22 protein-coding genes are annotated in these 21,808 nt (G+C 70.0%); 11 read left to right on the forward strand and 11 right to left on the reverse strand.

Going from position 1 to position 21,808, the window contains the following annotated elements:
* Positions 1–162: 162 nt before the first annotated feature.
* From EF387_RS07865 to EF387_RS07875, 3 genes are all read right to left on the reverse strand, one after another.
* The gene (locus EF387_RS07865; RefSeq protein WP_128375768.1) at positions 163–825 is read right to left on the reverse strand and encodes a ScbR family autoregulator-binding transcription factor; all 663 of its coding nucleotides are present in this window, start codon (positions 823–825) and stop codon (positions 163–165) included.
* Positions 826–942: 117 nt separating this feature from the next.
* Complete coding sequence (locus EF387_RS07870; protein ID WP_128375769.1) at positions 943–1,170, reverse strand: hypothetical protein; 228 nt, start codon at positions 1,168–1,170, stop codon at positions 943–945.
* A 133-nt stretch (positions 1,171–1,303) separates the two neighbouring features.
* The gene (locus EF387_RS07875; protein ID WP_128375770.1) at positions 1,304–1,900 is read right to left on the reverse strand and encodes an HD domain-containing protein; all 597 of its coding nucleotides are present in this window, start codon (positions 1,898–1,900) and stop codon (positions 1,304–1,306) included.
* 639 nt (positions 1,901–2,539) lie between these two features.
* On the opposite strand from EF387_RS07875, the gene EF387_RS07880 reads away from it, so the two are divergent.
* From EF387_RS07880 to EF387_RS07890, 3 genes are all read left to right on the forward strand, one after another.
* On the forward strand, positions 2,540–4,783 hold the full coding sequence (locus tag EF387_RS07880) for a tetratricopeptide repeat protein (RefSeq protein WP_238431387.1): 2,244 nt from the start codon (positions 2,540–2,542) through the stop codon (positions 4,781–4,783).
* A gap of 149 nt (positions 4,784–4,932) precedes the next feature.
* Complete coding sequence (locus EF387_RS07885; RefSeq protein WP_128375772.1) at positions 4,933–5,349, forward strand: hypothetical protein; 417 nt, start codon at positions 4,933–4,935, stop codon at positions 5,347–5,349.
* 519 nt (positions 5,350–5,868) lie between these two features.
* Positions 5,869–6,900, forward strand: coding sequence for an alpha/beta fold hydrolase (locus EF387_RS07890; protein ID WP_128375773.1), 1,032 nt, complete (start codon positions 5,869–5,871; stop codon positions 6,898–6,900).
* A gap of 304 nt (positions 6,901–7,204) precedes the next feature.
* Here EF387_RS07890 and EF387_RS07895 read toward each other — a convergent pair whose 3' ends face one another.
* Positions 7,205–7,861: a helix-turn-helix transcriptional regulator gene (locus tag EF387_RS07895; RefSeq protein ID WP_128375774.1), complete on the reverse strand. Its 657-nt coding sequence runs from the start codon at positions 7,859–7,861 to the stop codon at positions 7,205–7,207.
* 219 nt (positions 7,862–8,080) lie between these two features.
* Here EF387_RS07895 and EF387_RS07900 point away from each other — a divergent pair, with 219 nt between their 5' ends.
* From EF387_RS07900 to EF387_RS07930, 7 genes are all read left to right on the forward strand, one after another.
* Positions 8,081–8,716, forward strand: coding sequence for an MmyB family transcriptional regulator (locus EF387_RS07900; protein ID WP_128375775.1), 636 nt, complete (start codon positions 8,081–8,083; stop codon positions 8,714–8,716).
* Positions 8,717–9,043: 327 nt separating this feature from the next.
* Positions 9,044–10,222 (forward strand): NAD(P)/FAD-dependent oxidoreductase, encoded by a 1,179-nt coding sequence (locus EF387_RS07905; RefSeq protein ID WP_128375776.1) that lies wholly within the window; start codon positions 9,044–9,046, stop codon positions 10,220–10,222.
* The gene (locus EF387_RS07910) at positions 10,219–10,518 is read left to right on the forward strand and encodes a (2Fe-2S)-binding protein (RefSeq protein WP_128375777.1); all 300 of its coding nucleotides are present in this window, start codon (positions 10,219–10,221) and stop codon (positions 10,516–10,518) included. Before EF387_RS07905 ends, EF387_RS07910 begins: the two co-directional genes overlap by 4 nt.
* A gap of 172 nt (positions 10,519–10,690) precedes the next feature.
* Positions 10,691–12,139 (forward strand): FAD-dependent oxidoreductase, encoded by a 1,449-nt coding sequence (locus EF387_RS07915; protein ID WP_420802540.1) that lies wholly within the window; start codon positions 10,691–10,693, stop codon positions 12,137–12,139.
* Complete coding sequence (locus EF387_RS07920) at positions 12,136–13,032, forward strand: dihydrodipicolinate synthase family protein (RefSeq protein WP_128375779.1); 897 nt, start codon at positions 12,136–12,138, stop codon at positions 13,030–13,032. Before EF387_RS07915 ends, EF387_RS07920 begins: the two co-directional genes overlap by 4 nt.
* Positions 13,033–13,047: 15 nt before the next feature.
* Positions 13,048–14,049, forward strand: coding sequence for a proline racemase family protein (locus tag EF387_RS07925; RefSeq protein ID WP_128375780.1), 1,002 nt, complete (start codon positions 13,048–13,050; stop codon positions 14,047–14,049).
* Complete coding sequence (locus EF387_RS07930; RefSeq protein ID WP_128375781.1) at positions 14,046–14,717, forward strand: GntR family transcriptional regulator; 672 nt, start codon at positions 14,046–14,048, stop codon at positions 14,715–14,717. The genes EF387_RS07925 and EF387_RS07930 overlap by 4 nt, the downstream gene beginning before the upstream one ends.
* A gap of 123 nt (positions 14,718–14,840) precedes the next feature.
* On the opposite strand, the gene EF387_RS07935 is transcribed toward EF387_RS07930, so the two are convergent.
* The 4 genes from EF387_RS07935 to EF387_RS07950 are packed head-to-tail and all read right to left on the reverse strand — an operon-like array spanning position 14,841 to position 18,215.
* Positions 14,841–15,677 carry an ABC transporter ATP-binding protein gene (locus EF387_RS07935; RefSeq protein WP_238431388.1) on the reverse strand — a complete coding sequence of 279 codons (837 nt, stop codon included), beginning with the start codon at positions 15,675–15,677 and terminating at the stop codon, positions 14,841–14,843.
* A gap of 20 nt (positions 15,678–15,697) precedes the next feature.
* Positions 15,698–16,477, reverse strand: coding sequence for an ABC transporter permease (locus tag EF387_RS07940; protein ID WP_128375782.1), 780 nt, complete (start codon positions 16,475–16,477; stop codon positions 15,698–15,700).
* Positions 16,474–17,247 (reverse strand): ABC transporter permease, encoded by a 774-nt coding sequence (locus tag EF387_RS07945; protein ID WP_128375783.1) that lies wholly within the window; start codon positions 17,245–17,247, stop codon positions 16,474–16,476. The genes EF387_RS07940 and EF387_RS07945 overlap by 4 nt, the downstream gene beginning before the upstream one ends.
* On the reverse strand, positions 17,244–18,215 hold the full coding sequence (locus tag EF387_RS07950; protein ID WP_128375784.1) for an ABC transporter substrate-binding protein: 972 nt from the start codon (positions 18,213–18,215) through the stop codon (positions 17,244–17,246). The genes EF387_RS07945 and EF387_RS07950 overlap by 4 nt, the downstream gene beginning before the upstream one ends.
* 189 nt (positions 18,216–18,404) lie before the next feature.
* Between EF387_RS07950 and EF387_RS07955 the strand changes: the two genes are divergently transcribed.
* Entirely contained in the window at positions 18,405–19,232 is an 828-nt protein-coding gene (locus tag EF387_RS07955) for an IclR family transcriptional regulator domain-containing protein (protein ID WP_128375785.1), read from the forward strand.
* Here EF387_RS07955 and EF387_RS07960 read toward each other — a convergent pair.
* Genes EF387_RS07960 through EF387_RS07965 form a run of 3 tightly spaced genes read right to left on the reverse strand, consistent with a single transcriptional unit; the run spans position 19,183 to position 21,358 of the window.
* Positions 19,183–20,130 carry a PDR/VanB family oxidoreductase gene (locus EF387_RS07960; protein WP_128375786.1) on the reverse strand — a complete coding sequence of 316 codons (948 nt, stop codon included), beginning with the start codon at positions 20,128–20,130 and terminating at the stop codon, positions 19,183–19,185. The genes EF387_RS07955 and EF387_RS07960 overlap by 50 nt on opposite strands.
* Complete coding sequence (locus tag EF387_RS47385; RefSeq protein ID WP_202918170.1) at positions 20,127–20,297, reverse strand: hypothetical protein; 171 nt, start codon at positions 20,295–20,297, stop codon at positions 20,127–20,129. Before EF387_RS47385 ends, EF387_RS07960 begins: the two co-directional genes overlap by 4 nt.
* Positions 20,294–21,358 carry an aromatic ring-hydroxylating dioxygenase subunit alpha gene (locus tag EF387_RS07965; protein ID WP_202918171.1) on the reverse strand — a complete coding sequence of 355 codons (1,065 nt, stop codon included), beginning with the start codon at positions 21,356–21,358 and terminating at the stop codon, positions 20,294–20,296. The genes EF387_RS47385 and EF387_RS07965 overlap by 4 nt, the downstream gene beginning before the upstream one ends.
* Positions 21,359–21,808: the final 450 nt, after the last annotated feature.

Here is a 21,808-nt window from a genome sequence, read left to right on the forward strand (position 1 = left end):
GGGTGTTGTGGGGCGGTGCCCCCCCCGCCCCCCCCCCCCGCGACCCGGGCGGGCATAGTGCAAGGACCCCTAAGGGCTTGCCGGGAAATAACTTGCGTGCTCCAGGTCTTGACACCGCAGCTCAGGAGCGATGCTCGCCGACGAATTATTTATCGGCGAGCCCTAAGGAACCGCCGCATCGGCCAGCGTGCGCTCCTCCGCCTCCGCGATCAGGCGGCCGCCGCGGTCCGCGGACAGGTCGAGGGAGGCCAGTACGGACGGTACGGCGATGCTCGGCAGCAGCAGGCGCTGGAAGACCGAGAGCCGATGCGGCAGGTCCTCGTAGTCGCTCAGCGTTACCGACATCAGCTGCATGCCCGCGAACGCCCCCACGCACAGCTCCGCCGTCTCGCCCGGGTCGACGTGCGGCAGCAGCTCGCCCTGGTCCCGGGCGGCCTCCAGCACCTGGCGGTTGCTCGCGCTCCACACCCGGAACGGGCCCTGCCGGTCCAGGCCCTGGGCCTGCTGGTCCAGGGTGAGCCGGACGCTGGCGCGGACCAGCGGGTCCGTCCGCAGACGGTGGGCGAGCACCGACCCGGAGTCCACCAGCTCCTGCAGCTTGACCGGCTGGGGCCGCACCGCGTCCTCGTTGCGCTGTTCGTTCAGCACTCCGTAGGCCAGGTCCTCCTTGGACCCGAAGTGGAAGTACAGCGCGCCCTTGGTGACCCCGGCGACAGTGAGGATCTGGGTGATCGTGGCGGCTTGGTAACCCTCCCGGTCGAAGACCTCGGCCGCTGCCTCAAGGATCTTTCTCCGTGTGCGGATCGCCCGGTCCTGCTTGGCCACCTTGCCCCCATCGTAAGAAACCGTCCGCGACGTATGTTAGGGCCAAAGCCGCGTAACGAACGAACATTCGGGGCGTGATACCGGTGTATCTCGGCCGCTTTGCCGGCACCACGCTTCTCAGCCAATTTCCTGGCTCCAATCGTGCAGCAGCCGGAAGAAGGCCTGCTCGTTCCCCGCGAGTCCCGCCCGCTCCAAGGCCTGCTCCACCTCGGCCAGAGCCGACGGCGGGACCATCGGAGGGCGGCCGCCGGGCGGGCCGTCGAATGCGGCGCGCACGGTATGCAGCAGCCTCAGATAGGCCTGCACGGCGGTGCGTTCATGGTCGGTCAGCACGGCGGTCGGCATGCGCGTCACTCCTCGTGTCGGCCCCCGGCATGGGGCGGCTACCCCCAGCTTGCCCGGCACCACTGACAATGGCGCTCGAACAGGACTGTCGCCACGCGCCGTCCCGTCTCGCCACGGACCCACGGGCAGCTGCTCACGTCTGCTGGTGCCCGTACCGGGCGATGAGCGGCCGGAGGTCGGGTTCTCCGAAAACCCTGGACATCTCCTTGAAGATCAAGGCTTTTTTCTCCCCGAAACGTGAAACGTGGGCGGCGTACGTGGCCACGGACTTGAAGACGGGAGGGTTGGTCTTGCTGTGGAACTTGTCCGCATACATGACGAGCCGCTCCTCGTCCGTTTGTGCCACGTAGTCGGCGACCGGCACCGGGAGGTTGTGCGTGAGCACGTCGTCGCGGGTCAGGCCCACTCCTGTGTGGCAGGAGCAGAAGCGGCACAGGGCCTCGGGAAAGCCCTCGTCGCGCAGTAGTTGGTGGCCGAGCACGCCATGACGGAGATAGCCGGCGTGGTCGATCTCTCCGTCATCGCCGTACAGACGGTAGACGCCGATGTCATGGAGCAGGCTTCCGGCACGCACCAGATCCGCATCGAAGGGGGAATCCATCCGGCCAAGCAATTGCTCCGCAACCTGACTCACAATCTCGCAATGTGTGTGTACCAGGTCGAACGCTTCCTGCGACGGCGCGTGCTTCCTGTGCAGGGCACGGATCTCGTTTTCGGTGGGAAGCCGCATGTCAAGAGGGTAGCAACCCGCTGCTGATGCCACGGTCACGTCCTCTCCGCCGGCCCGCCACAGGGTTTCGGGTGCGGTCCGGGAGACACCTGCGGGCGGCGCGGGCGGCTCTCGCCCAGTTCGAGTTTCAGGAACGGCACGAACCTCAGCGTGTCGTCGACGGAGTTCTCGGCGAGGCCGCGTGCCGCGTGCCCTCGGCACGCAGCACGCGGCACGCGGCACAACTCCGGCGTCAGCTCGCCGGGGAGCTGCTGCCCAGCGGGAGGCTGTCGATGTGCGCCCCACTCCCGCCGCTTCCCAGGCCTATTCGATTCCGAGGTCATAGCGGATTCTCATTCCCATTCGCACCCATAGCCTCATCTTCATGCTGGAGGCGCCTCAAGAAACAGCGGGTTTGATCGTCCCACGACCTCTTGCCGAAATCCTTGCGAGCGGTGGTCAGTTGAAACCAACGGTGTGGATACTCATGGCAGGAGGGCGAAAAATGGATCCGATGAGGAACGTGGCGGGGGCCGTGACAGTCGGAGTGACGGCCACGACTACGCGGCAGCACGCCCGAGATGCCGTGGAGTACGTCTCGTGTTGTGACGGCCGTCGGTGACCGGTCGGCAGGGAGACGAGCCACCGTCCATGGTTCGTATGGAAGGCCATGCCGAAGGACACGGAATGGTCTTTCAAGCGGGTCGCGATCTTTATGTGTCGGTGAGTGAATCAGCGCATTCCACCGCTGTGGTCACACAGGTCCCCGCGTTACCGGACCTTGTTCCCCAGCTCTTCGTCGGCCGCGGTCACGAACGCGACCAGCTCCGGGAACTCCTCACACCGGCAACGACGTCGCCTGTCGTGGTTTCGGTGGTATCGGGACTGGGCGGCGTCGGCAAAACGGCGTTGGCGCGTCTTGCGGCGGCAGAAGCCGTGCAGCGCGGCAGCTTTCCCGGCGGCGCGGTGTTCGTCGACATGCACGGTTACGATCCGAATCGGTGTGTACGGGCGCCCCAGGCTTTCGGCCCGCTGCTGCGTGCGCTCGGCCTCCCGGCCACCGAGGTGCCGGCCCGGCTCGACGAACAGGCCTCCTGCTACCACCGTCTGCTGGCCCAGAAGGCTCAGGAGGCCCAACCCGTATTGCTGGTCCTGGACAATGTCTCCAGCGGACGTCAAATAGCGGACCTGCTGCCCGTATCCGGGAAACACCGGGTGCTCGTGACCTCACGCAACCTGCTGGCCCAGCGGCTTCCGGCAGGGCGAAGCATAGTCCTGCCCGTGCTCCCTCCCGAGCACGCGGCACAACTCCTGAGGGAGTCGATGACCTTGCGCTGCCCGGGGGACGAGAGACCGACCGATACCGGGAGCGGGATCACCGAACTCGCTGAATTGTGCGGACATCTGCCTCTGGCCCTTGAGATCGTGGCCGCGTTGCTGGCCGAGGACGCCTCCCTCGGCATAGCGGCTCTGCGCACCGAACTGGCCGACTCCCACACCCGGCTGGCTACGCTGGACGACGGCGAACGTGCGGTGAAGGCCGCCTTCGATCTGTCCTATCAGCGCCTGGACGAGGAACAAGCACGATTGTTCGTCCTGCTGTCCCTAAACCCCGGTCCGGAGATGGCCGTCGAAGCGGCCGCGGTGTTGTACGACCGCCCGGAGTCGGCGACGCGGCGCGCACTCACCGAGCTCGCCCGCGCCCACCTCATCCAACAGGGCTCGGAGCCGGGCCGGTGGAGCATGCACGACCTTCTTCGGCTGTATTCGACGGAGATGCTGGCCCGGAGTACGAGCGACGAACGGCGAACGGCAGCTCTGGGACGCGTTCTTCGGCACTACGCCGACCGGGTCCGGAGCGAGGAACGCCATTTCTACCCGCCCCAGCAGACCGGCGTCCCGCAAGGGGATGAATGGCTCGGGCGCCGAAACCAGGCCATCGCCTGGTTCGACCGTGAGCTTCCCAACATTCTCGGGACGGTCGACCGGGCCGCCGCAACGGGATTCGCGGATATCTCGGTCCGGACGGCGGTCCATCTCTTCCATTACCTGGACCACTATCGCTTGTGGCCCGAATGGGAAGCTACTCACCGAACCGCTCTGGAAGCGGCCTCGGCCACGGGCGACGAAGTGGCCGAGGCCAGACTGCTGTGCAGCTTGGGGCTGCTGCTGCGCGAGCAACACCGGCTGGAGGAGGCCCACGTCGCCCAGGCACGCAGTCTGGAACTCGCCCGGCGCACGGGTGACGCCGTCCGGGAGGGCTGGGCCGGTGTGCATCTCGGTGGTGTGCTGTGCGACGAACACCGCCATGAGGAGGCCGTGACAGTACTGCGTGGGGCCGTCCCCGTCTTTCAGGGTGTTCCGGACGCCCATGGGGAGGCCTGGGCACACCAGAACCTCGGCGCGGTCCATGCCGCCATGGGGCAGCTCGACAAGGCCGTTGCCGCCTATGAGGAGAGCATTCGCGTGAGGTCCGCCGCAGCGGACACCTATGGAGGCGTCTTCACCTGGACGAAACTCGGCGCGGTGCACGCCAAGGCGGGAAACCACGTCGAGGCAGCGCGATGCTTGGAGCGAAGTATGGCTCTGTCCAGACATCTCGGCTACGCCGATGAACTGGCGCTGGCACAGGGACTGGCCGCCAGCGTGTGTTCCCTGCGGGGCCAGACGGAGCGTGCGGAGCAGCACCGGGAGGCGACGCTGACCGCCGTTCGCTCGTTCTCCGCCCTCGACAAATCCGTCCTCGCACTGTTGGAACTCGGCGACGAGCAATCCGACATCGGCGACGAGGAAGGGGCCGCACACACCTACCGAGCGGCGCTGGATCTGCTCGGCATCGCCGCCGACTCGACACGGCGACTGAAGGAACAGGTGGCAGAGGTGGCACGGCAGTTCCATAGGTAAGCGGCATGCGGTCCAGGTGACGGACGGCATGCCGTGGCCTCCCTCGGCACCGGTGCGCGCAATGAGGTCAGCACCGGAGGACGCAAGGGATGCCTTCTCCGGTGTACGCAGGTAGTGTGATTCTCCGGATTTGTGCGTAAGGGGGCGTGATGGATCCGATTGCGCTGGCGGCCGGGACGGCCCTGGTGAGCGCTATAGCCGCCGATGCCTGGCAAGGCGCCCGCATCGGACTGGTGGCCGTATGGCGTCGGGTACGTCCGGACCAGGCCGAGGCAGTCGACGCGGAACTGGCCGAGACCAGGGCTCAGATGCTGGCGGCCAGAGAGATGGGCGAGACGGACACCGAGCAAGCCCTGGTTGCGGACTGGCAGTTGAGACTCCAAGCCCTGATCCGGTCGAATCCGACAGTGGCCGTCGAGCTGCGAAGCCTGCTGGACACACAACTTGCCCCGTCCTTGAGCGCGGAGCAACGATCCCGGATCGGCACGCTGGTGATGAAGGCGGAGGCGTCGGGCAGTGGGCGTGTGTACCAGGCCGGGCGGGACCAGCACATCACGGAGCGGTGATTCGGGTTCCCAGGTAAGTCAGGCGGTTGCGCGGCGCCCTACGCGTGGTGCCCCTCGCCGGCGTGCCGACCTCTGCCTGTACATGAGCGCCGCCTGTACATGACGCCACGCCGCGGCTGTGGCAGCCGGGCGACGACTGAAGATCCAGTCGACCGCGAAGAAACCCTTCAGGGGTCCTTGCACTATGCCCGCCCGGGTCGCGCGGCCTGGCACCGCTCCCCCAAGCTCTCGGCTGCGCTCGAGCAGGGGGCACCCCATCGCCGCGTTGCCGAAAAGCCCAGGTAGCCAAGCTCTCGGCTCCGCTCGAGCAGGGGGCACCCCCAGCCAGGGCTCTCCGGCGCCTTGCGATGCTCCCCCACAGCCCGAAAGGCGTGGGAGGTGCCCCCAGCACCAGACCACGCGACCTGATCGGACGCTCATAGTGCAAGGACCCCTTAGCCGGGCCGAAACGTGCCGGAAACCCCAGGTGGGAGAAGGGTTCTACCCTGGAGAGGGGGCCTTGAGGAAACAGGAGGCTTCGTGGTCGACGTCCCGCGCCCGCACGCTCGGCTGCGCCCGGTGGGCGATGGAGAGCTGCGGCTGCACCATCGCGTCGTGCACGGCTACCGTCGCGCCTACCGCATCGCGGGCGAGGGCCCCGCGCTCGTGCTCATCCACGGCATCGGCGACTCCTCCGCGACCTGGGCGGAGCTGATCCCCGACCTGGCGCGCCGCCACACCGTCATCGCGCCCGACCTGCTCGGCCACGGCGCCTCCGACAAGCCGCGCGCGGACTACTCGGTGGCCGCGTACGCCAACGGGGTGCGGGACCTGCTGACCACGCTCGGCGTCGAGTCCGCGACGCTGGTCGGGCACTCGCTCGGCGGCGGTGTCGCCATGCAGTTCGCGTACCAATTCCCCGAACGAACGGAGCGACTCATCCTGGTCAGCGCGGGCGGTGTGGGCCGTGAGGTCAACCCCGTGCTGCGCGCGGTCACACTGCCCGGTGCGCATCTGGTGCTGTCGCTGCTTCAGTTGCCCGGCATGCGGCTCCAGGTCGGCATGGCGGCCCGGGTGATGAAACTCCTCGACACCGACCTGGGCCAGGACGCGTCCGAACTGCTGACCGTCGTGGACGCGCTGCCCGACGCGACGTCGCGCAGCGCCTTCATCCGCACACTGCGGGCCGTCGTCGACTGGCGGGGCCAGGTGGTGACCATGCTCGACCGCTGCTATCTGACCCAGGGCATGCCGACCATGCTGATCTGGGGCGACCGCGACAGCGTGGTGCCGGTGCGGCACGCCTACGGAGCGCACGAGGCGATGCCCGGCAGCCGGCTGGAGATCTTCGAGGGCGCCGGCCACTTTCCGTTCCACGCCGACCCGGGCCGCTTCCTCTCCCTCGTCGAGGACTTCACCCACGCCACGAGCCCCGCCGACTGGAGCCGTGACCACTGGCGCGAGCTCCTGCGCGAGGGCCACCCGGGCAGGACCATGGGCAGCCCCGACACGGCACAGAGCCGGGCACGGGAACGGGATCTGCGCGAGGCCAGCGAACGCAGCGCCACATGACGTCAGGTCAGTCAGGGCGGTGATGTGACGCGCTGAGGATGCCGCAGCCGTCTGCGAGGATCACCTAGCGCCCTGGGGCGGCCGTGTCGCCGTCGCCGCCGAGCGGGCCGTCTCCGCGTGCGGCGGGGAAGGTGCGCGCACCGGTCACGCCCGGTGGTCACGGTTGGCGACGGCCGGCCACAAGGTGGTCGGCTTCCGGTGCGACGATGGCACCCTCGTCCCCGCTCCCGACGTCGCTGCCAGGAACCGGTGAGCCACCCGGACGCCGCCACCTTGGATGGCGTGGGTGCGTTCTTCTGCTTCGCTACTGCGGCCGCCTGGCGCTTTCCAGGAGCATGTCCAGCCAGGCGGCGACCTTGTCCCGGTGTTCGTCGCTCGGCAGCTGCGCGGCCCGCCAGGCGATGTCCCGCACACGGTGGTTCCGCAGCAGCCGCTCCAGCGGATCGCCGGACGTGTGGTGTCCGGGGGCGCGTTCGCGGTCCGCGAGCGCCTGGAGCAGTTCCCGCTCCCGGCGCTGGAGGATGTCGGAGAGGGCCTCGCTGTCCTCCGCCGTGAAGAAGCCCGCGCCTACCCCGAAGAACCGCTGGATGGCGTGGCAGTGCTGCATGGTGGGCCGCCGGTCTCCGTTGATCAGCGCACCGGCCTGCTGGCGGGACATCCCCGCGCCGTCCGCGATCTCCTGCTGGGTGTAGCGGCGGCCGTCCGGTTTGAGCCGGGTGCGGCGCAGCAGCTCGAGCCGCTGCAGGAAGCGCCTCTGGAGATCCGGTTCCCCTGCGGGCCGCCCCGCCAGCAGCGCCTTGACGACTGGCTCCGGCACACCGGAGTCGGCGGACAGCCGCTGGACGTCGAAGACCTCCTCGTGCGGGACTTCGAGCCGATCGGTGAGCGCGGTCAGCCGGGCCACCAGGGCCGGCAGCGCAACCGTCGCTGTGGCATCAGGGGGCGGAGACCCATCGGTCACCGACGAACTCCTCCAACTTTCACATATCTCACAGATTTCCCTCACGAACTGCGGGGAGACTAGCGGTCGGGCCGAACCGGCATCCAGCCGTCGCCACAACTGTGGCGGGTTTCGGCCGCCAACAACGCTTAAATGCCACGATAGTTGACATGACCCCATCGGGGATAGCAGGATCGCCACGCCACGTACGGCCGCATCGGCAAGAGGGGTGACCGCCCGATGGCGCACCACGCAGGAGGGCGGTGGCGGGCCTCGCGGCCAGGCCCTGAGAGTCCCGAGGTCCAGGCGTACTTAGATGACTACGCGGCGCTGCTGGAGGCCGTTCACTTTCCCTCCGTGGTCTTCGACCATCGCTGGGACGTCGTCCTCTCCAACAGCGCGTTCGAGACACTTTTCCGCGGGTTGAGTCCGCACCCCACGGCGATGCCCTGGGACAACTTCCTCCGCTTCGTCCTGTTCCACCCCGACGCGGGTACGGTGCTCGGCGACCACGAGTCCCGCTGGTTCCTGCCCATGCTGGCGCACTTCGCGGCCGCGGTGGAACGGCACGGCCAGGACCGCGGACTGCAGGGCATCCTCCGGGACATCGCCCAGGACCCGATCATGCACGCCGCCTACCGGCACGGGCTGCCGCACTGGATCCGCTCGGTGGGCGAGGCGGCCGTCGAACACGACGGATCGGTACGGCCGTTGGTGCACCCCGACCCCAAGTGGGGGCGCACGGACTGCCGGATCGTCGGAGAAACCCCCAAGACCTTGCAGGACATGGGCTACACGAGGATGACACTGGTGCTCCGCGAGCCGCGTCGCCGTACGCGCGACCGCCGCACGGCGTCACACCTCAGGATCGTCTGACGTCCGGATCGGCCGGCGTCGGAATCGTCTGACGTCCGGATCGGCCGGCGTCGGAATCGTCTGACGTCCGGATCGGCCGACTTCGGAACCGTCTGACGTCAGGATCGCCGGCTTCGGACGGCTGACGTCGCTTTCGTCCGACTCCCCCCGGCCGCGGACCGCGCCGGACCCTTACACCCCCCCGACCGCGCCCCACCCCACCATCCTTCTGACGCCCCGCCCGCCCGTTCCGGCCGCCCTGACGGCGCGTGAGAAATCCGACCCTCCCCGCTCCGGGAACGCAGTCGTCCCCTTTTCCGCAGCAATGGTATGTGACATAGTACTGCCGTGGCTAAGCCTCTGACCTGCGATGTTGTCATCGTCGGCGCCGGAATGACGGGCGCCGCCTGTGCCTTTTACGCCGCCCGGGCCGGACTGGACGCCGTCCTGGTCGACCGTGGCCCGGTGGCCGGCGGCACCACCGGTGCGGGCGAGGGCAACCTCCTCGTCTCCGACAAGGAACCGGGACCCGAACTCGAACTCGCCCTGTTGTCGGGCCGGTTGTGGGCCGAGCTGGCGGAGAGCCTCGGGCCTTCCGTCGAGTACGAGGCCAAGGGCGGGGTGGTCGTGGCCGCCACACCCGACGAGCTGACCGCGCTCAGCTCTCTCGCGGCGGGCCAACGCGACGCCGGAGTCCGCGCCGAACCGGTCGCAGCCGACGAACTGCCCGATCTGGAACCGCACTTGGCGCCGGGCCTGGCGGGCGCAGTGCACTATCCGCAGGACGCCCAGGTGATGCCCACGCTGGCCGCCGCACAGCTCGTACGCGCCTCGGGAGCGGAACTGCTCACCGGCAGGCCCGTCTTGGAAGTACTGCGCACGGCGGGCGGGGCGGTCCGCGGAGTGCGCACCGACCGGGGTGACGTGTACGCCCCCGCCGTGGTCAACGCGGCCGGGACCTGGGGAGGCGAGGTCGCCGCGCTCGCCGGGGTGTCGCTGCCCGTACTGCCCCGGCGCGGTTTCGTCCTGGTCACCGAGCCGCTGCCGCGCATGGTGCGGCACAAGGTGTACGCGGCGGACTACGTCGCCGACGTGGCCAGTGACTCGGCCGCCCTGCAGACGTCGCCGGTGGTCGAGGGCACCGCCGCGGGGCCGGTGCTGATCGGCGCCACCCGGGAACGGGTCGGCTTCGACCGGTCGTTCTCGCTCCCGGCCGTCCGGGCGCTGGCGGCGGGCGCCACCCGGCTCTTCCCGTTCCTGGCGGGCGTGCGCGCCATCCGGAGCTATCTGGGCTTCCGGCCCTACCTGCCCGACCATCTGCCCGCGATCGGCCCCGACCCCCGGGTGCCCGGGCTCTTCCACGCCTGCGGGCACGAGGGCGCGGGCATCGGCCTCGCCACCGGGACGGGACGGTTGACCGCCCAGGTGCTCGCCGAGAGGACCCCGGACCTGGACCTCACGCCGTTCCGGCCCGACCGTTTCCCGGCCACGCACGACGAACCCCGCCCCGCCGAGGAGGCACAGTGAACCCTTACCGGCTCGTACGGGCCCGCCCCGAACCCGCGTTCACCGTCACCTTCGACGGCCGGGAGATCGAGGCGCTGCCCGGCCAGACGGTGGCCGCCGCCCTGTGGTCCGCGGGCGTCACCGCTTGGCGTACCACCCGGGGAGAAGGGCGCCCGCGCGGGGTCTTCTGCGGTATCGGCGTCTGCTTCGACTGTCTGGTGACCGTCAACGACCGGGCGAACACGCGGGCTTGTCTGGTACCCGTGCGACCGGGCGACACCATCCGCACCCAGGACGGCATCGGTCATGAGGGCTGAGCCAGGGCCTGTTCTGAGTTGGCCCGCGGCGTCGCGGCGTTCGGCACGCACGCTCGCCGCACGGGCCGAACGCCCGAGTAGCTCCGCTACTAGGGCATTCGTCCGGCACGCCGATCGCACGCACCGAACGCCGCTCCTTCTCCCACGGGCCAACTCAGAACAGGCCCTGGCGGTGATCGGTGCGGGACCGGCCGGTCTCGCCGCAGCCCTCGCCGCCGCCGCGCGCGGCATCCGCGTGACGGTGATCGACTCGGGCACGGAGGCGGGCGGACAGTTCTACCGCCGCCCGGCCGCGGAGTTCGGCGCGCGCCGCCCCCAGGCGCTGCACCATCAGTGGCGGACCTGGGAGCGGCTGAGGGACGCGCTGGCACGGCAGGTCCGGCTCGGACTGATCACCCACCTTACCGACCATCACGTCTGGCTGGTCGAGCGGCAATCCGGCTCACCGACCGTGCACGCCCTGCGCGGCCCGCTCCAGGAAGAGCCCGTCACCGTCCGGGCGGACGCCCTGGTCCTCGCCACCGGCGGCTACGAGAAGGTGCTGCCCTTCCCCGGCTGGACCCTCCCCGGAGTGGTCACCGCGGGCGGAGCGCAGGCCATGCTCAAGGGCGGGCTCGTGCTGCCGGGCCGGGTCGCCGTGGTGGCCGGGACCGGGCCGCTGCTGCTGCCCGTGGCGGCCGGCCTCGCGGCGGCGGGTGCCGAAGTCGCCGCACTCGTCGACTCCGCGGTCCCCAAGCACTTCCTGCGGCACGGCGGCCGGTTCGCCGCCCACCCGGCGAAACTGCTCGAAGGCGCCCGGTACGCCGCCGAGCTGGCACGGCACCGCATCCGGGTCGCCGCGCACCACACGGTGACCGCCGCCCACGGCGAGGACCGCCTGGAATTCGTCACCGTCGCCGCCCTCGACGCGGACGGCCGCGTCCGGCCCGGCACCGAGCGGCGCATCCCCTGCGACACGCTAGCCGTCGGCCACGGACTGCTCCCGCACACCGACCTCGCCGAGACGCTCGGCTGCCGGCTCGACGGCACCCGGGTCCACGTCGACGACGAACAGCGCACGGACGTCCCCGGCGTCTGGGCGGCCGGGGAGATCACCGGCATCGGCGGTGCCGCTCTCTCGCTCGCCGAGGGCCACATCGCCGGACGCTCCGTCGCGGCCCGCCTCCGGGGCCGCGAACCCGATCGGGGCGAGTGGTCCCCGGCCGCCAGGTCCCGCGACACGGCAAGGGACTTCGCGACCCTGCTGGACGCCGTCTACGCACCGCCCGCGCACTGGGCGGAGCTGATCACCGACGACACCGTGGTGTGCCGCTGCGAGGAGGTCACGGGCGGCGCCGTCCGGGCCGCCGTCGGACTGGGCGCCGGAGACCTGCGCACGGTGAAGCTCCTGACCCGCGCCGGGATGGGCTGGTGCCAGGGCCGGATGTGCGCACCCGCCGTCGCGGGACTCACCGGCTGTCGCCTCGAGCCGTCCCGGCGGCCGTTCGCCCGGCCCGTGCCGCTGGGAGTGCTGGCGCAGGACCCCGATCACCCGTCGGCGAGTGAGCCGAAGGGGCGTCTCGACACCGACACGGGCGCCCCGGAGGCGAACCGAGCCCCAAGCAAGGGAGACACTCCATGACCATCGCCGAGCAGCGTCCCTGGCGCGGTGTCGTCGTCGCCACCGCACTGCCGCTGACCGACCGGCTCTCCGTCGACTACGACAAGTTCGCCGAACACTGCCTCTGGCTCGTCGACAACGGCTGTGACGGCGTCGTACCCAACGGCTCCCTGGGCGAGTACCAGGTGCTCACTCCCCAGGAGCGCGCCACGGTCGTCGAGACCGCCGTCGCCGCGATCGGCGGACAGCGGGTGATGCCCGGGGTCGCCGCGTACGGTTCCGCAGAAGCGCGCCGCTGGGCCGAGCAGGCCCGGGACGCCGGGTGCGGCGCGGTGATGCTGCTGCCGCCCAACTCCTACCGCGCGGACGAGCGTTCCGTCCTCGCCCACTACGCCGAGGTCGCCGAGGCGGGCCTGCCGGTCGTCGCGTACAACAACCCGATCGACACCAAGGTCGACCTCGTCCCCGAACTGCTGGCGAAACTGCACGGCGAGGGACACATCCGCGCGGTCAAGGAGTTCTCCGGCGATGTCCGCCGCGCCTATCGGCTCGCCGAACTCGCCCCGGAACTCGATCTGCTGATCGGCGCGGACGACGTACTGCTGGAACTCGCCGTCGCGGGAGCCAAGGGCTGGGTGGCCGGCTACCCGAACGCCCTGCCCGCGGCGAGCGTCGAGCTCTACCATGCCGCCGTCGACGGCGATCTGGCCACCGCGAGCAGGCTGTACCGGCAGCTGCACCCACTGCTGCGCTGGGATTCTCAGGTCGAGTTCGTGCAGGCCATCAAGTTGTCGATGGAGATCGTCGGACGCTACGGCGGACCCGTCCGCCCGCCCCGTATGCCGCTGTTGCCGGAGCAGGAGAAGACGGTCCGCGAGGCCACGGAACGCGCCGTCGCCGACGGGCTCGGCTGAGGAGAGGGGACCCCCGTGCGCAGCAAACTCGTCCTGCACGCCGTCGACTCCCACACCGAAGGCATGCCCACCCGGGTGATCACCGGCGGTATCGGCACCATCCCCGGCGCGACCATGAACGAACGCCGGCTGCACTTCCGTGAACACCGCGACTACATCAAGCAGTTGCTGATGAACGAGCCGCGCGGCCACGCCGCGATGAGCGGCGCGATCCTCCAGCCGCCCACCCGGCCCGACTGCGACTACGGCGTGGTCTACATCGAGGTCTCGGGCTATCTGCCGATGTGCGGTCACGGCACGATCGGCGTGGCCACCGTGCTCGTCGAGACCGGCATGGTGGAGGTCACCGAACCCGTCACCACCATTCGGCTGGACACCCCCGCGGGTCTCGTCGTCGCCGAGGTCGCCGTCGAGGACGGCGCCGCCCGGTCGGTGACCCTGCGCAACGTCCCGTCGTTCAGCGTCGGACTCGACCGCAAGGCCACCCTGGCCGACGGACGCACGGTGACGTACGACCTCGCGTACGGCGGGAACTTCTACGCCATCCTCCCGCTGGAGGAGTTCGGCCTGCCCTTCGACCGCTCCCGCAAGGACGACATCCTCCAGGCGGGCCTCTCCCTCATGGCTGCGATCAACGCCGAGGCGGAGCCGGTCCACCCCACCGACCCGTCCATCCGCGGCTGCCACCACGTCCAGCTCCTCGCCCCGGGCTCCGACGCCCGCCGCTCCCGCCACGCCATGGCCATCCACCCCGGCTGGTTCGACCGCTCGCCCTGCGGCACGGGAACCAGCGCGCGGATGGCGCAGCTCCACGCCCGGGGCGAACTCCCGCCGCACACCGAGTTCGTGAACGAGTCGTTCATCGGTACCCGGTTCACCGGACGGCTGCTGGGTACGACCGAGGTCGCCGGGATGCCGGCCGTACTGCCCAGCTTCACCGGACGGGCCTGGGTGACGGGCACGGCCCAGTACCTGCTGGACCCGGAGGACCCCTTCCCGGCAGGGTTCGTGCTGTGAGCCACACCCACAACGGACCCGCCCTGCCCGTGCTCGGCGGGAAGAAGCCCAGCTACCGGGAGCGGGTCGCGGACGCGCTCCGGGCCGCCCTGATCGCCGGTGAACTGCGCGCGGGCGAGGTGTACTCGGCGCCCACGCTCGCCACCCGGTTCGGCGTCTCCGCGACGCCCGTCCGGGAGGCCCTGCTCGACCTCGCCAAGGAGGGCCTGGTCGACATCGTCCCGAACAAGGGCTTCCGGGTCACCGCGGTCTCCGAGCAGCAGCTCGACGAGTACACCCACATCAGGTCGCTGATCGAGGTCCCCACGACGGTCGGCCTCGCGGCCACCGCCGACCCGGCGGACCTCGAGGCACTGCGCCCGGTGGCCAGGGAGATCGTCACCTCCGCCGCGGCCGGTGACCTCATCGCCTACGTGGAGGCCGACCTCCGCTTCCACCTGGGCCTGCTGGCCCTGGCCGGCAACGGCCATCTGGTGGAGGTGGTACGGGACCTGCGGCGCCGGTCACGCCTGTACGGACTGACCGCACTCGCCGAAGCCGGCCGTCTGCGCGCCTCCGCCGAGGAACACCTGGAACTCCTCGACGCGCTCCTCGCCGGGGACGGCGAGGCCGTACACGAGGTGATGACCCGTCATCTCGGACACGTGCGGGGCCTGTGGGCCCACTGATCCCTGCCTGGCCCACTGAACCCTGCCCTGACACGTAACCCGCAGCCGGCCCGTAACCCGTGACCCGTGGTCCGCAACTCGCAGCCGGCCCGCGACCCGTGCCCCGCAACCGGCCGGCAACCCTCATCCTTCGACCCGGGGGATCCTGTCCGTCTTGACGTCCGGTGGCGCCGCTTTGGCGTCCTGCGGCACCGCCCCCCGCTTCGCCGCCTGGATCTGCTCGTACACATGCGTCCGCAGCTCGGCGAAGCGCGGGGCCACCCGGGTGTGCAACTGGTCCCGCTCGTCCGGCAGGTCGATCTTCAGCTGCTCCTGCACCACGGTGGGGGAGGAGGAGAGGACGATCACCCGCTCACCGAGGTAGACGGCCTCGTCGATGTCGTGGGTCACGAACAGGATCGTGATGCCGCGCTGCCGCCACAGTCCGCGTACCAGGTCCTCCAGATCGGCACGGGTCTGCGCGTCGACCGCCGCGAACGGCTCGTCCATCAGCAGCACATCGGGTTCGTACGCGAGAGCGCGGGCGATGGCGACCCGCTGCTGCATACCGCCCGAGAGCTGCCACGGATACGCCCCCGCGGCGTCCGCGAGACCCACCGCGTCCAGCGCGTCGGAGACCAGCTCCCGCCGTCGCGCCTTGGCCAGGTCCTTCTGTTTCAGCGGCAGTTCGACGTTGTCCCGGACCCGCATCCACGGGAACAGACTGCGTCCGTACTCCTGGAAGACCACCGCCATTCCGGGCGGCGGACCGCTCACCCGTCGCCCTTCCAGCAGGACTTCACCGGACGTGGGCGAAAGCAGCCCGGCCACGCACTTCAGCAGGGTCGTCTTCCCGCAGCCGGACGGCCCCACCAGACAGACCAGTTCACCCGCGTCCACCGTGAAGGTGAGGTCCCGCACCGCCTCGACCCGGCGACCGGACCCCTCGTAGACCTTCCGCAGGCCGCGTACGTCAAGCATGGACCGCCCCTTCGCGAGGTTCACGACGACCGCCGGGTGGACGCGCGCAGACCGTGGTACCAGCCGAGCACCCGCCGCTCGACCAGCTGGAACAGGACCGACAGGACGAAGCCGAGCAGCCCCAGCACCAGGATGCCGGTCCACATGTCGGGGATCGCGAACGTGCGCTGGAACTGCACGACCGTGAAGCCCAGCCCGTTGCTGGCCGCGAACATCTCGCTGATGACCATGAGGATGATGCCGATGGACAGCGCCTGCCGCAGACCCGTGAAGATCTGCGGGCTCGCCGAGCGCAGGACCACCTCGCGCAGCCGCGCGGCGCCCGTGATGCCGTAGGAGCGGGCCGTCTCGGCCATCACCGGATCGAGGGCCCGCACCCCTTCGACCGTGTTCAGCAGGATCGGCCAGACACAACCGCTCGCGATCACGGTGATCTTCATGGTGTCGCCGATGCCCGCGAACAGCATGATGACCGGGATCAGTACGGGTGGCGGCACCGCGCGCAGGAACTCCAGCACCGGTTCGCACACCGCCCGCACCCGCTGGTAGGAACCGATGACCGTGCCCAGCGCGATGCCCACCAGGGCCGCCGCCGCATAGCCCGCCGCGAGCCGCGACACGCTCGGCAGCACGTCGTCGATCAGCCGCTCGCCCGTCCAGACGTCCGGGAACGTCTTGAGGATCGTCCTGAGCGGCGGCCAGTAGACGTCGGTGCTGCCGGCCGAGGCGAACCACCAGACCGCCACCAGGACAGCGGGCAGGGCGAGCACGAACACCAGCCTCTGCAGCAGGAGTTTCACACCGTCACCTCCCGCCGCACGGACTGGTGCCAGGCCAGCGCCCGCCGCTCCACCGTGCGCGCGCCCACATTGATCAGCAGGCCGAGCAGACCGGTCACCACGAGCAGCGCATACATCTCCGGCACCGCCTGAGAGGTCTGCGCGACCGCTATCCGCGACCCCAAGCCCGGGGCGCCGATGACGAGTTCGGCCGTGATGGCGAGGATCAGCGCGACCGCCGCGGCCAGCCGAACCCCCGTCATCACATAGGGCAGCGCGGTCGGCCACAGCACATGGCGGATCCGCGCCCAGGTGCCGAGTCCGTAGGAGCGGGCGGTCTCCTCCGCGAGCGGGTCGACGTCCTGCACGCCGTACAGGACCTGGATGAGGACCTGCCAGAAGGACGCGTAGACGACCAGGAGGAGGACCGAGCGCAGTTCCGTGCCGTACAGCAGCACGGCCAGCGGGATCAGCGCCACCGACGGGATCGGGCGCATGAACTCGATCGTCGAGGCGGTCGCCGCGCGCAGGTATGGCACGACCGAGATCACCACGCCCGCGAGAATCCCGGCCGTCACCGCGATCGTCAGGCCCAGCGCCCAGCCGGTGAGCGTGTCCCCGAGCGCCGTCCAGAACGCCTCGTCGCCGAACTCGCCGACTAGGGCATCGGCGATGCGGCTCACCGGTGGGAAGTAGTCCTCGGAGACGACGCCGAGCCGTGGCACCGCCTCGCACAGCGCGAGGAAGCCCGCGAACCCGGCCGCTCCCAGTACGGCGCTCGTGCCCCTCACGGCAGCAGCTTGTCCAGGTCCGGGGTCTGCTCCAACAGACCGTCCTCCTTGGCCAGTTCGGCGAGCCGCTCGATGGACGCCCGGTTCGGCTCGGCCGGCCAGTGGGGCAGGGTCAGCTTCTCCAGCAGGGTGCCGGGGATCTTCGTGTACGTGGTGAGGATCTGGCGGACCTCGTCGGGGTGGCTGTCGGCGTACTCCAGGGACTCGGCGGTCGCCTCCTGGAACTTCTTCACCAGCTCGGGGTTCTGCTGGGCGTACTGCTGGGAGGTGAAGTACATGGCCACGGTGAGGTCCGGCGACACGTCGTAGAAGATCGAGGCGATGGACTTGCCGCCCTTGGCCTTGACGCTGGCGAGCGCGGGTTCCGGGGTACAGGCTCCGTCGACCTGTCCGCTCTCGAGCGCGGCGGGCATCTGCTGGAAGGGCATCTCGACGAAGTCGAGCTTGGACGGGTCGCCGCCGTCCTTGCGGACCGACTCGCGGATCGAGGTGTCGCAGATGTTGTTGAGCGTGTTGACCGCGACCTTCTTGCCCTCCAGTTGCTTGGGGGACGTGACCGGGCTGCCCTTCGCCACCGTGAGGCCCGCGAAGTCGGCACCGTCCTTCGCGGTGGAGGCGACACCGTTCGACACGGCCTTGACCGGCACCTTCTTGGACGCTGCCACCAGGAGGGACGTCGAGTTGCTGAAACCGAACTGGAACTGGCCGGAGAGGACACCGGGCACGATCGCCGCCCCGCCCTGAGCGGGCGTCAACTCCAGTTTGAGGCCGCGTTTGGCGTAGAAGCCCTTCTTCTGGCCCAGATAGAGGGGCGCGACGTCCAGGATGGGAATGACGCCGACCTTGAGTGTGGTCGTGCCGCCGGACGCCTTGCTCGCGCCGCCCGGCCCGGAGGCATCGGACGAGCCGCAGGCCGTCGCGGTGAGAAGGATGGTGGCGGTGGTGAGGCCGATGAGCAGACGACGCATGACTCCCCCTGCTGGAACCCGGGTTGCTTCGACCGGTTGTGCGCAGACAGTACGGATGTGCTCAGCGGGAACGTATTGCGCCGGACGACACATGGTCAATGCCCGTACCGTCCAAGCCCGTTGACACCGGCGGAGGCGCGCTCATAACTTGCGCACAGCGTACGTTCGTACGTACTCGGGGAGGCGACGATGCCTGCTGCACCGCGCGCACCGTACTTCGTCCGCTCCTTCGAGCGTGGTCTCGCGGTCATCCGCGCCTTCGACGCCGACCACCCGTGCCTCACCCTCAGCGAGGTCGCCCGCGCCTGCGACCTGACCCGCGCAGCCGCCCGGCGTTTCCTGCTCACGCTCGTCGACCTCGGCTACGTCCACACCGACGGCCGGCTCTTCCGGCTCACCCCGCGCGTACTCGAACTCGGCTACTCGTACCTGGCGAGCTTCACGCTGCCCGAGCTCGCCGAACCCTACCTGGAACAACTCGTCGCACAGGTACGGGAGTCGTCGTCGCTGTGCGTGCTGGACGGCGACGACATCGTGTATGTGGCGCGGGTGCCCACCCGGCGCATCATGACCGCGACGATCACCGTGGGCACGCGCTTCCCGGCCCATGTGACCTCCGTGGGCCGGGTGATCCTCGCCCATCTGCCCGACGAGGAGATCACGGACCGGCTCGCACGGGCCGCACTGCGCCCGCTGACCGCCCGCACGATCGTCTCCGCGGACGGATTGCGCGCCGAACTCCGCCGCGTCCGGCGTCAGGGGTACGCGATCGTCGACCAGGAGCTGGAGGAGGGACTCCGGTCGGTCGCCGCCCCGGTCCGGGACCGGGACGGCGAGGTCGTGGCGGGCGTGAACATCGCCGTCCACGCCAGCCGCAACTCCGCCGAATCGGTCCGCCGCGACCTGCTGCCGCACTTGCTGGCGACCGTGGCCCGGATCGAGGCGGACCTCGGTGTCGCCGGCACCGTCACAGGTCGAGCACCAGCCGCTTTCCCTTGCACCGGGACACACAGATGAGCATGGTCTCGCCGGCCTCCCGCTCCTCGTCGGTGAGGACCGAGTCGCGGTGGTCGGGAGTGCCTTCGAGGACGTCGGTCTCGCAGGTGCCGCAGGTGCCCTCGGCGCAGGAGTAGAGCACCTCGACGCCCGCGGCGCGCACGGTGTCCAGCACCGAGACGTCGGCCGGGACCGTCAGCGTCCGCCCGGACCGCTCCAGCACCACCTCGAACTCGGCGTCCCCACCCGTCTCCTGGGCCTTGGGCTGGAAGCGCTCCATGTGCAGGGCACCCCGCGGCCAGGCCTTGCAGCGCTCCTCCACCGCGTCCAGCAGCGGCCCCGGACCACAGCAGTAGACGAGCGTGTCCGCGCCGGGCGTGCCCAGCTCGGTGTCGAGATCGAGCAACCCGGTCTCGTCCTGCGGGGCGATGCGGACCCGGTCCCCGTACGCCGCCGTCAACTCCCCGACGAAGGCCATCGAGTCGCGGGTACGGCCACCGTAGAGCAGCGTCCACTCCGCCCCCGCCGCCTCCGCCGCGGCGAGCATCGGCAGGATGGGAGTGATACCGATGCCTCCGGCGATGAACCGGTAGCGGACGGCGGACTCCAGCGCGAAGTGGTTGCGCGGCCCGCGCACACGAATCTTGTCGCCCTGCCCCAACTGCGCGTGCACATAGGCGGATCCACCGCGCCCCTCCGGCTCCCGGAGGACCGCGACGCGCCAGACGGACCGGTCGGCCGGATCACCGCACAGCGAGTACTGCCGTTCCAGGCCGGGGCCGAGCACGACGTCCACATGGGCCCCCGGCTCCCAGGCCGGGAGGTCCTCGCCCAGCGGATGGCGAAGGGTGAGAGCGAGCACGCCGTCGGCCACCGGCTCCCGGCGGTCGACGACGAGTTCGGCTTCGTACACGGTCATGAGCTTTTTCCCTGCGGCTCGTGTCCTTGCGGATGGGCGAGCATCCACTCCCACATCTCGATCGGGTCCTGCGCGGTGTGCTCGGCCCGGCAGTGGCAGGTGCCGTGGAGGACGTCGGTGCCCGGCACCCAGTCGATGCGGTAGATCTCGCCGGTGGGACTGGTCACTGCACCTTCTCCATGGGCTTCTCGCCCTCCTCGACCAGCCGGGCCAGGATGCGCCGGGCCGCGAGACCGCCGGTGTCGATGTTGATGCTCAGCTCCTGGTAGCCCTTGCGCTCGGTGCCGAGCGTCTTCTGCAGCAGGTTGAGCGCGGTGACGTCCTGCATGACCACGGTGCGGTTGTTCTGCCGCAGGAACTCGGTGACCTCGTCGTCCTCCGTCGCCCAGTCGCGGGAGACCATCCAGAAGTCGTACACCTTGCCGTCGGCGGACGGCGTGATCGCGTACGTGACCTCGGTGTGGAAGCCGTTGGGGTCGCTGCCGTCCGCCTCGGGCACCACGCCGACCGGAGCGACGCGGCTGTGCAGCAGGTACAGGCACGGCGCGTGGTACTCGATGTCCTGCCAGCGGGTGATCCGGCCCGTGATGCCGGTGGACTTGGCGTAGAACGGGGGGCACTCGGCGTCGTCCATGTGCCGGCTGACCCGCACGATGCCCGCGCCCTCGTCGACCTCGGTGGTGATCGGGGTCTCGGCGACCTCGGGGGTGCCGATGTAACCGCCGTGCAGATACGTCTCGTGCGACAGGTCGAGGAGGTTGTCGACGAGGAGTCCGTAGTCGCAGTCGATGGGCTCCATACCGCCGACGGTGACCCAGCCCGGGGAGTCGAGGTGCTTCGCCCGCGGAATTGTCTGCGGGTCCGCGAGCGCCGGGTCACCGATCCACACCCAGATCAGCGAGTCCTGCTCGACGACGGGGTACGAGGCGACCCGCGCGGTACGCGGAACACGCTTCTGCCCCGGCACGTACACACAGGCGCCGGTGGTGTCGTAGGTGAAGCCGTGGTAGCCGCAGACGATCCGATCACCGTCGAGGCCGCTCGCGGAGAGCGGGTAGCGCCGGTGCACACACCGGTCGGCGAGTGCCACGGGCGTGCCCTCGTCCTCGGTGCGGTAGAACACGAGCGGCTCGCCGAGGATCGTCCGGCCGAGCAGCTCACGGCCCACCTCGTGGGCGTAGGCGGCGACGTACCACTGGTTCCTGGCGAAAGCAGACATATGAGGCATGGGCGGTCCCGTCCCTAGAGCGGGGCTCCCTCGCCCCGCGTGCCGTGGTTGTCCTCAGATTCGTGACGGCCGCGGGGGCCGGGCAAGGCGGCTTCCGTCAGACGGAAGACTCCAGCGGGGCGTACCGCCCGCGACCGCGCGCAGCGGCGACGACCCGCGTTGGCCGGCCTTCGCCCGCCGCTACGACATCATCCGCCCCGCGCACTGGGAGGTCGAAGCCCTCGGGCCCGATGAACTCCGGCGCTTAGCCTCGATCCACCGATGGGGCCGAGAGTGATCTTCTGATGGGCTTGTGAGCCGGGTGTGGAGCGGTTGCCGTGGACTGGGCAGGCGTTGTCTGCTGGTCTGCCCAGCTCTTCCACGTAGGCTCTCCGGTCGGGCCCTGACGGGCGAGGCGGTCGGGGACGTCAGGCTGCTTCGGGCGGGCGGTGGACGGTGTCGAACAGGTGT

Origin of the sequence: Streptomyces cavernae, assembly GCF_004023625.1 — a bacterium.
Taxonomy (GTDB): domain Bacteria; phylum Actinomycetota; class Actinomycetes; order Streptomycetales; family Streptomycetaceae; genus Streptomyces; species Streptomyces cavernae.

Coding starts and splice junctions, on each gene's coding strand:
- EF387_RS07880 (WP_238431387.1), top strand. CDS start 2,540: ATGGAAGGCCATGCCGAAGGACACGGAATGGTCTTTCAAGCGGGTCGC.
- EF387_RS07960 (WP_128375786.1), bottom strand. CDS start 20,130: ATGACCGTGTACGAAGCCGAACTCGTCGTCGACCGCCGGGAGCCGGTG.
- EF387_RS07950 (WP_128375784.1), bottom strand. CDS start 18,215: ATGCGTCGTCTGCTCATCGGCCTCACCACCGCCACCATCCTTCTCACC.
- EF387_RS07885 (WP_128375772.1), top strand. CDS start 4,933: ATGGATCCGATTGCGCTGGCGGCCGGGACGGCCCTGGTGAGCGCTATA.
- EF387_RS07935 (WP_238431388.1), bottom strand. CDS start 15,677: ATGCTTGACGTACGCGGCCTGCGGAAGGTCTACGAGGGGTCCGGTCGC.
- EF387_RS07870 (WP_128375769.1), bottom strand. CDS start 1,170: ATGCCGACCGCCGTGCTGACCGACCATGAACGCACCGCCGTGCAGGCC.
- EF387_RS07920 (WP_128375779.1), top strand. CDS start 12,136: ATGACCATCGCCGAGCAGCGTCCCTGGCGCGGTGTCGTCGTCGCCACC.
- EF387_RS07965 (WP_202918171.1), bottom strand. CDS start 21,358: ATGCCTCATATGTCTGCTTTCGCCAGGAACCAGTGGTACGTCGCCGCC.
- EF387_RS07955 (WP_128375785.1), top strand. CDS start 18,405: ATGCCTGCTGCACCGCGCGCACCGTACTTCGTCCGCTCCTTCGAGCGT.
- EF387_RS07900 (WP_128375775.1), top strand. CDS start 8,081: ATGGCGCACCACGCAGGAGGGCGGTGGCGGGCCTCGCGGCCAGGCCCT.
- EF387_RS07875 (WP_128375770.1), bottom strand. CDS start 1,900: ATGCGGCTTCCCACCGAAAACGAGATCCGTGCCCTGCACAGGAAGCAC.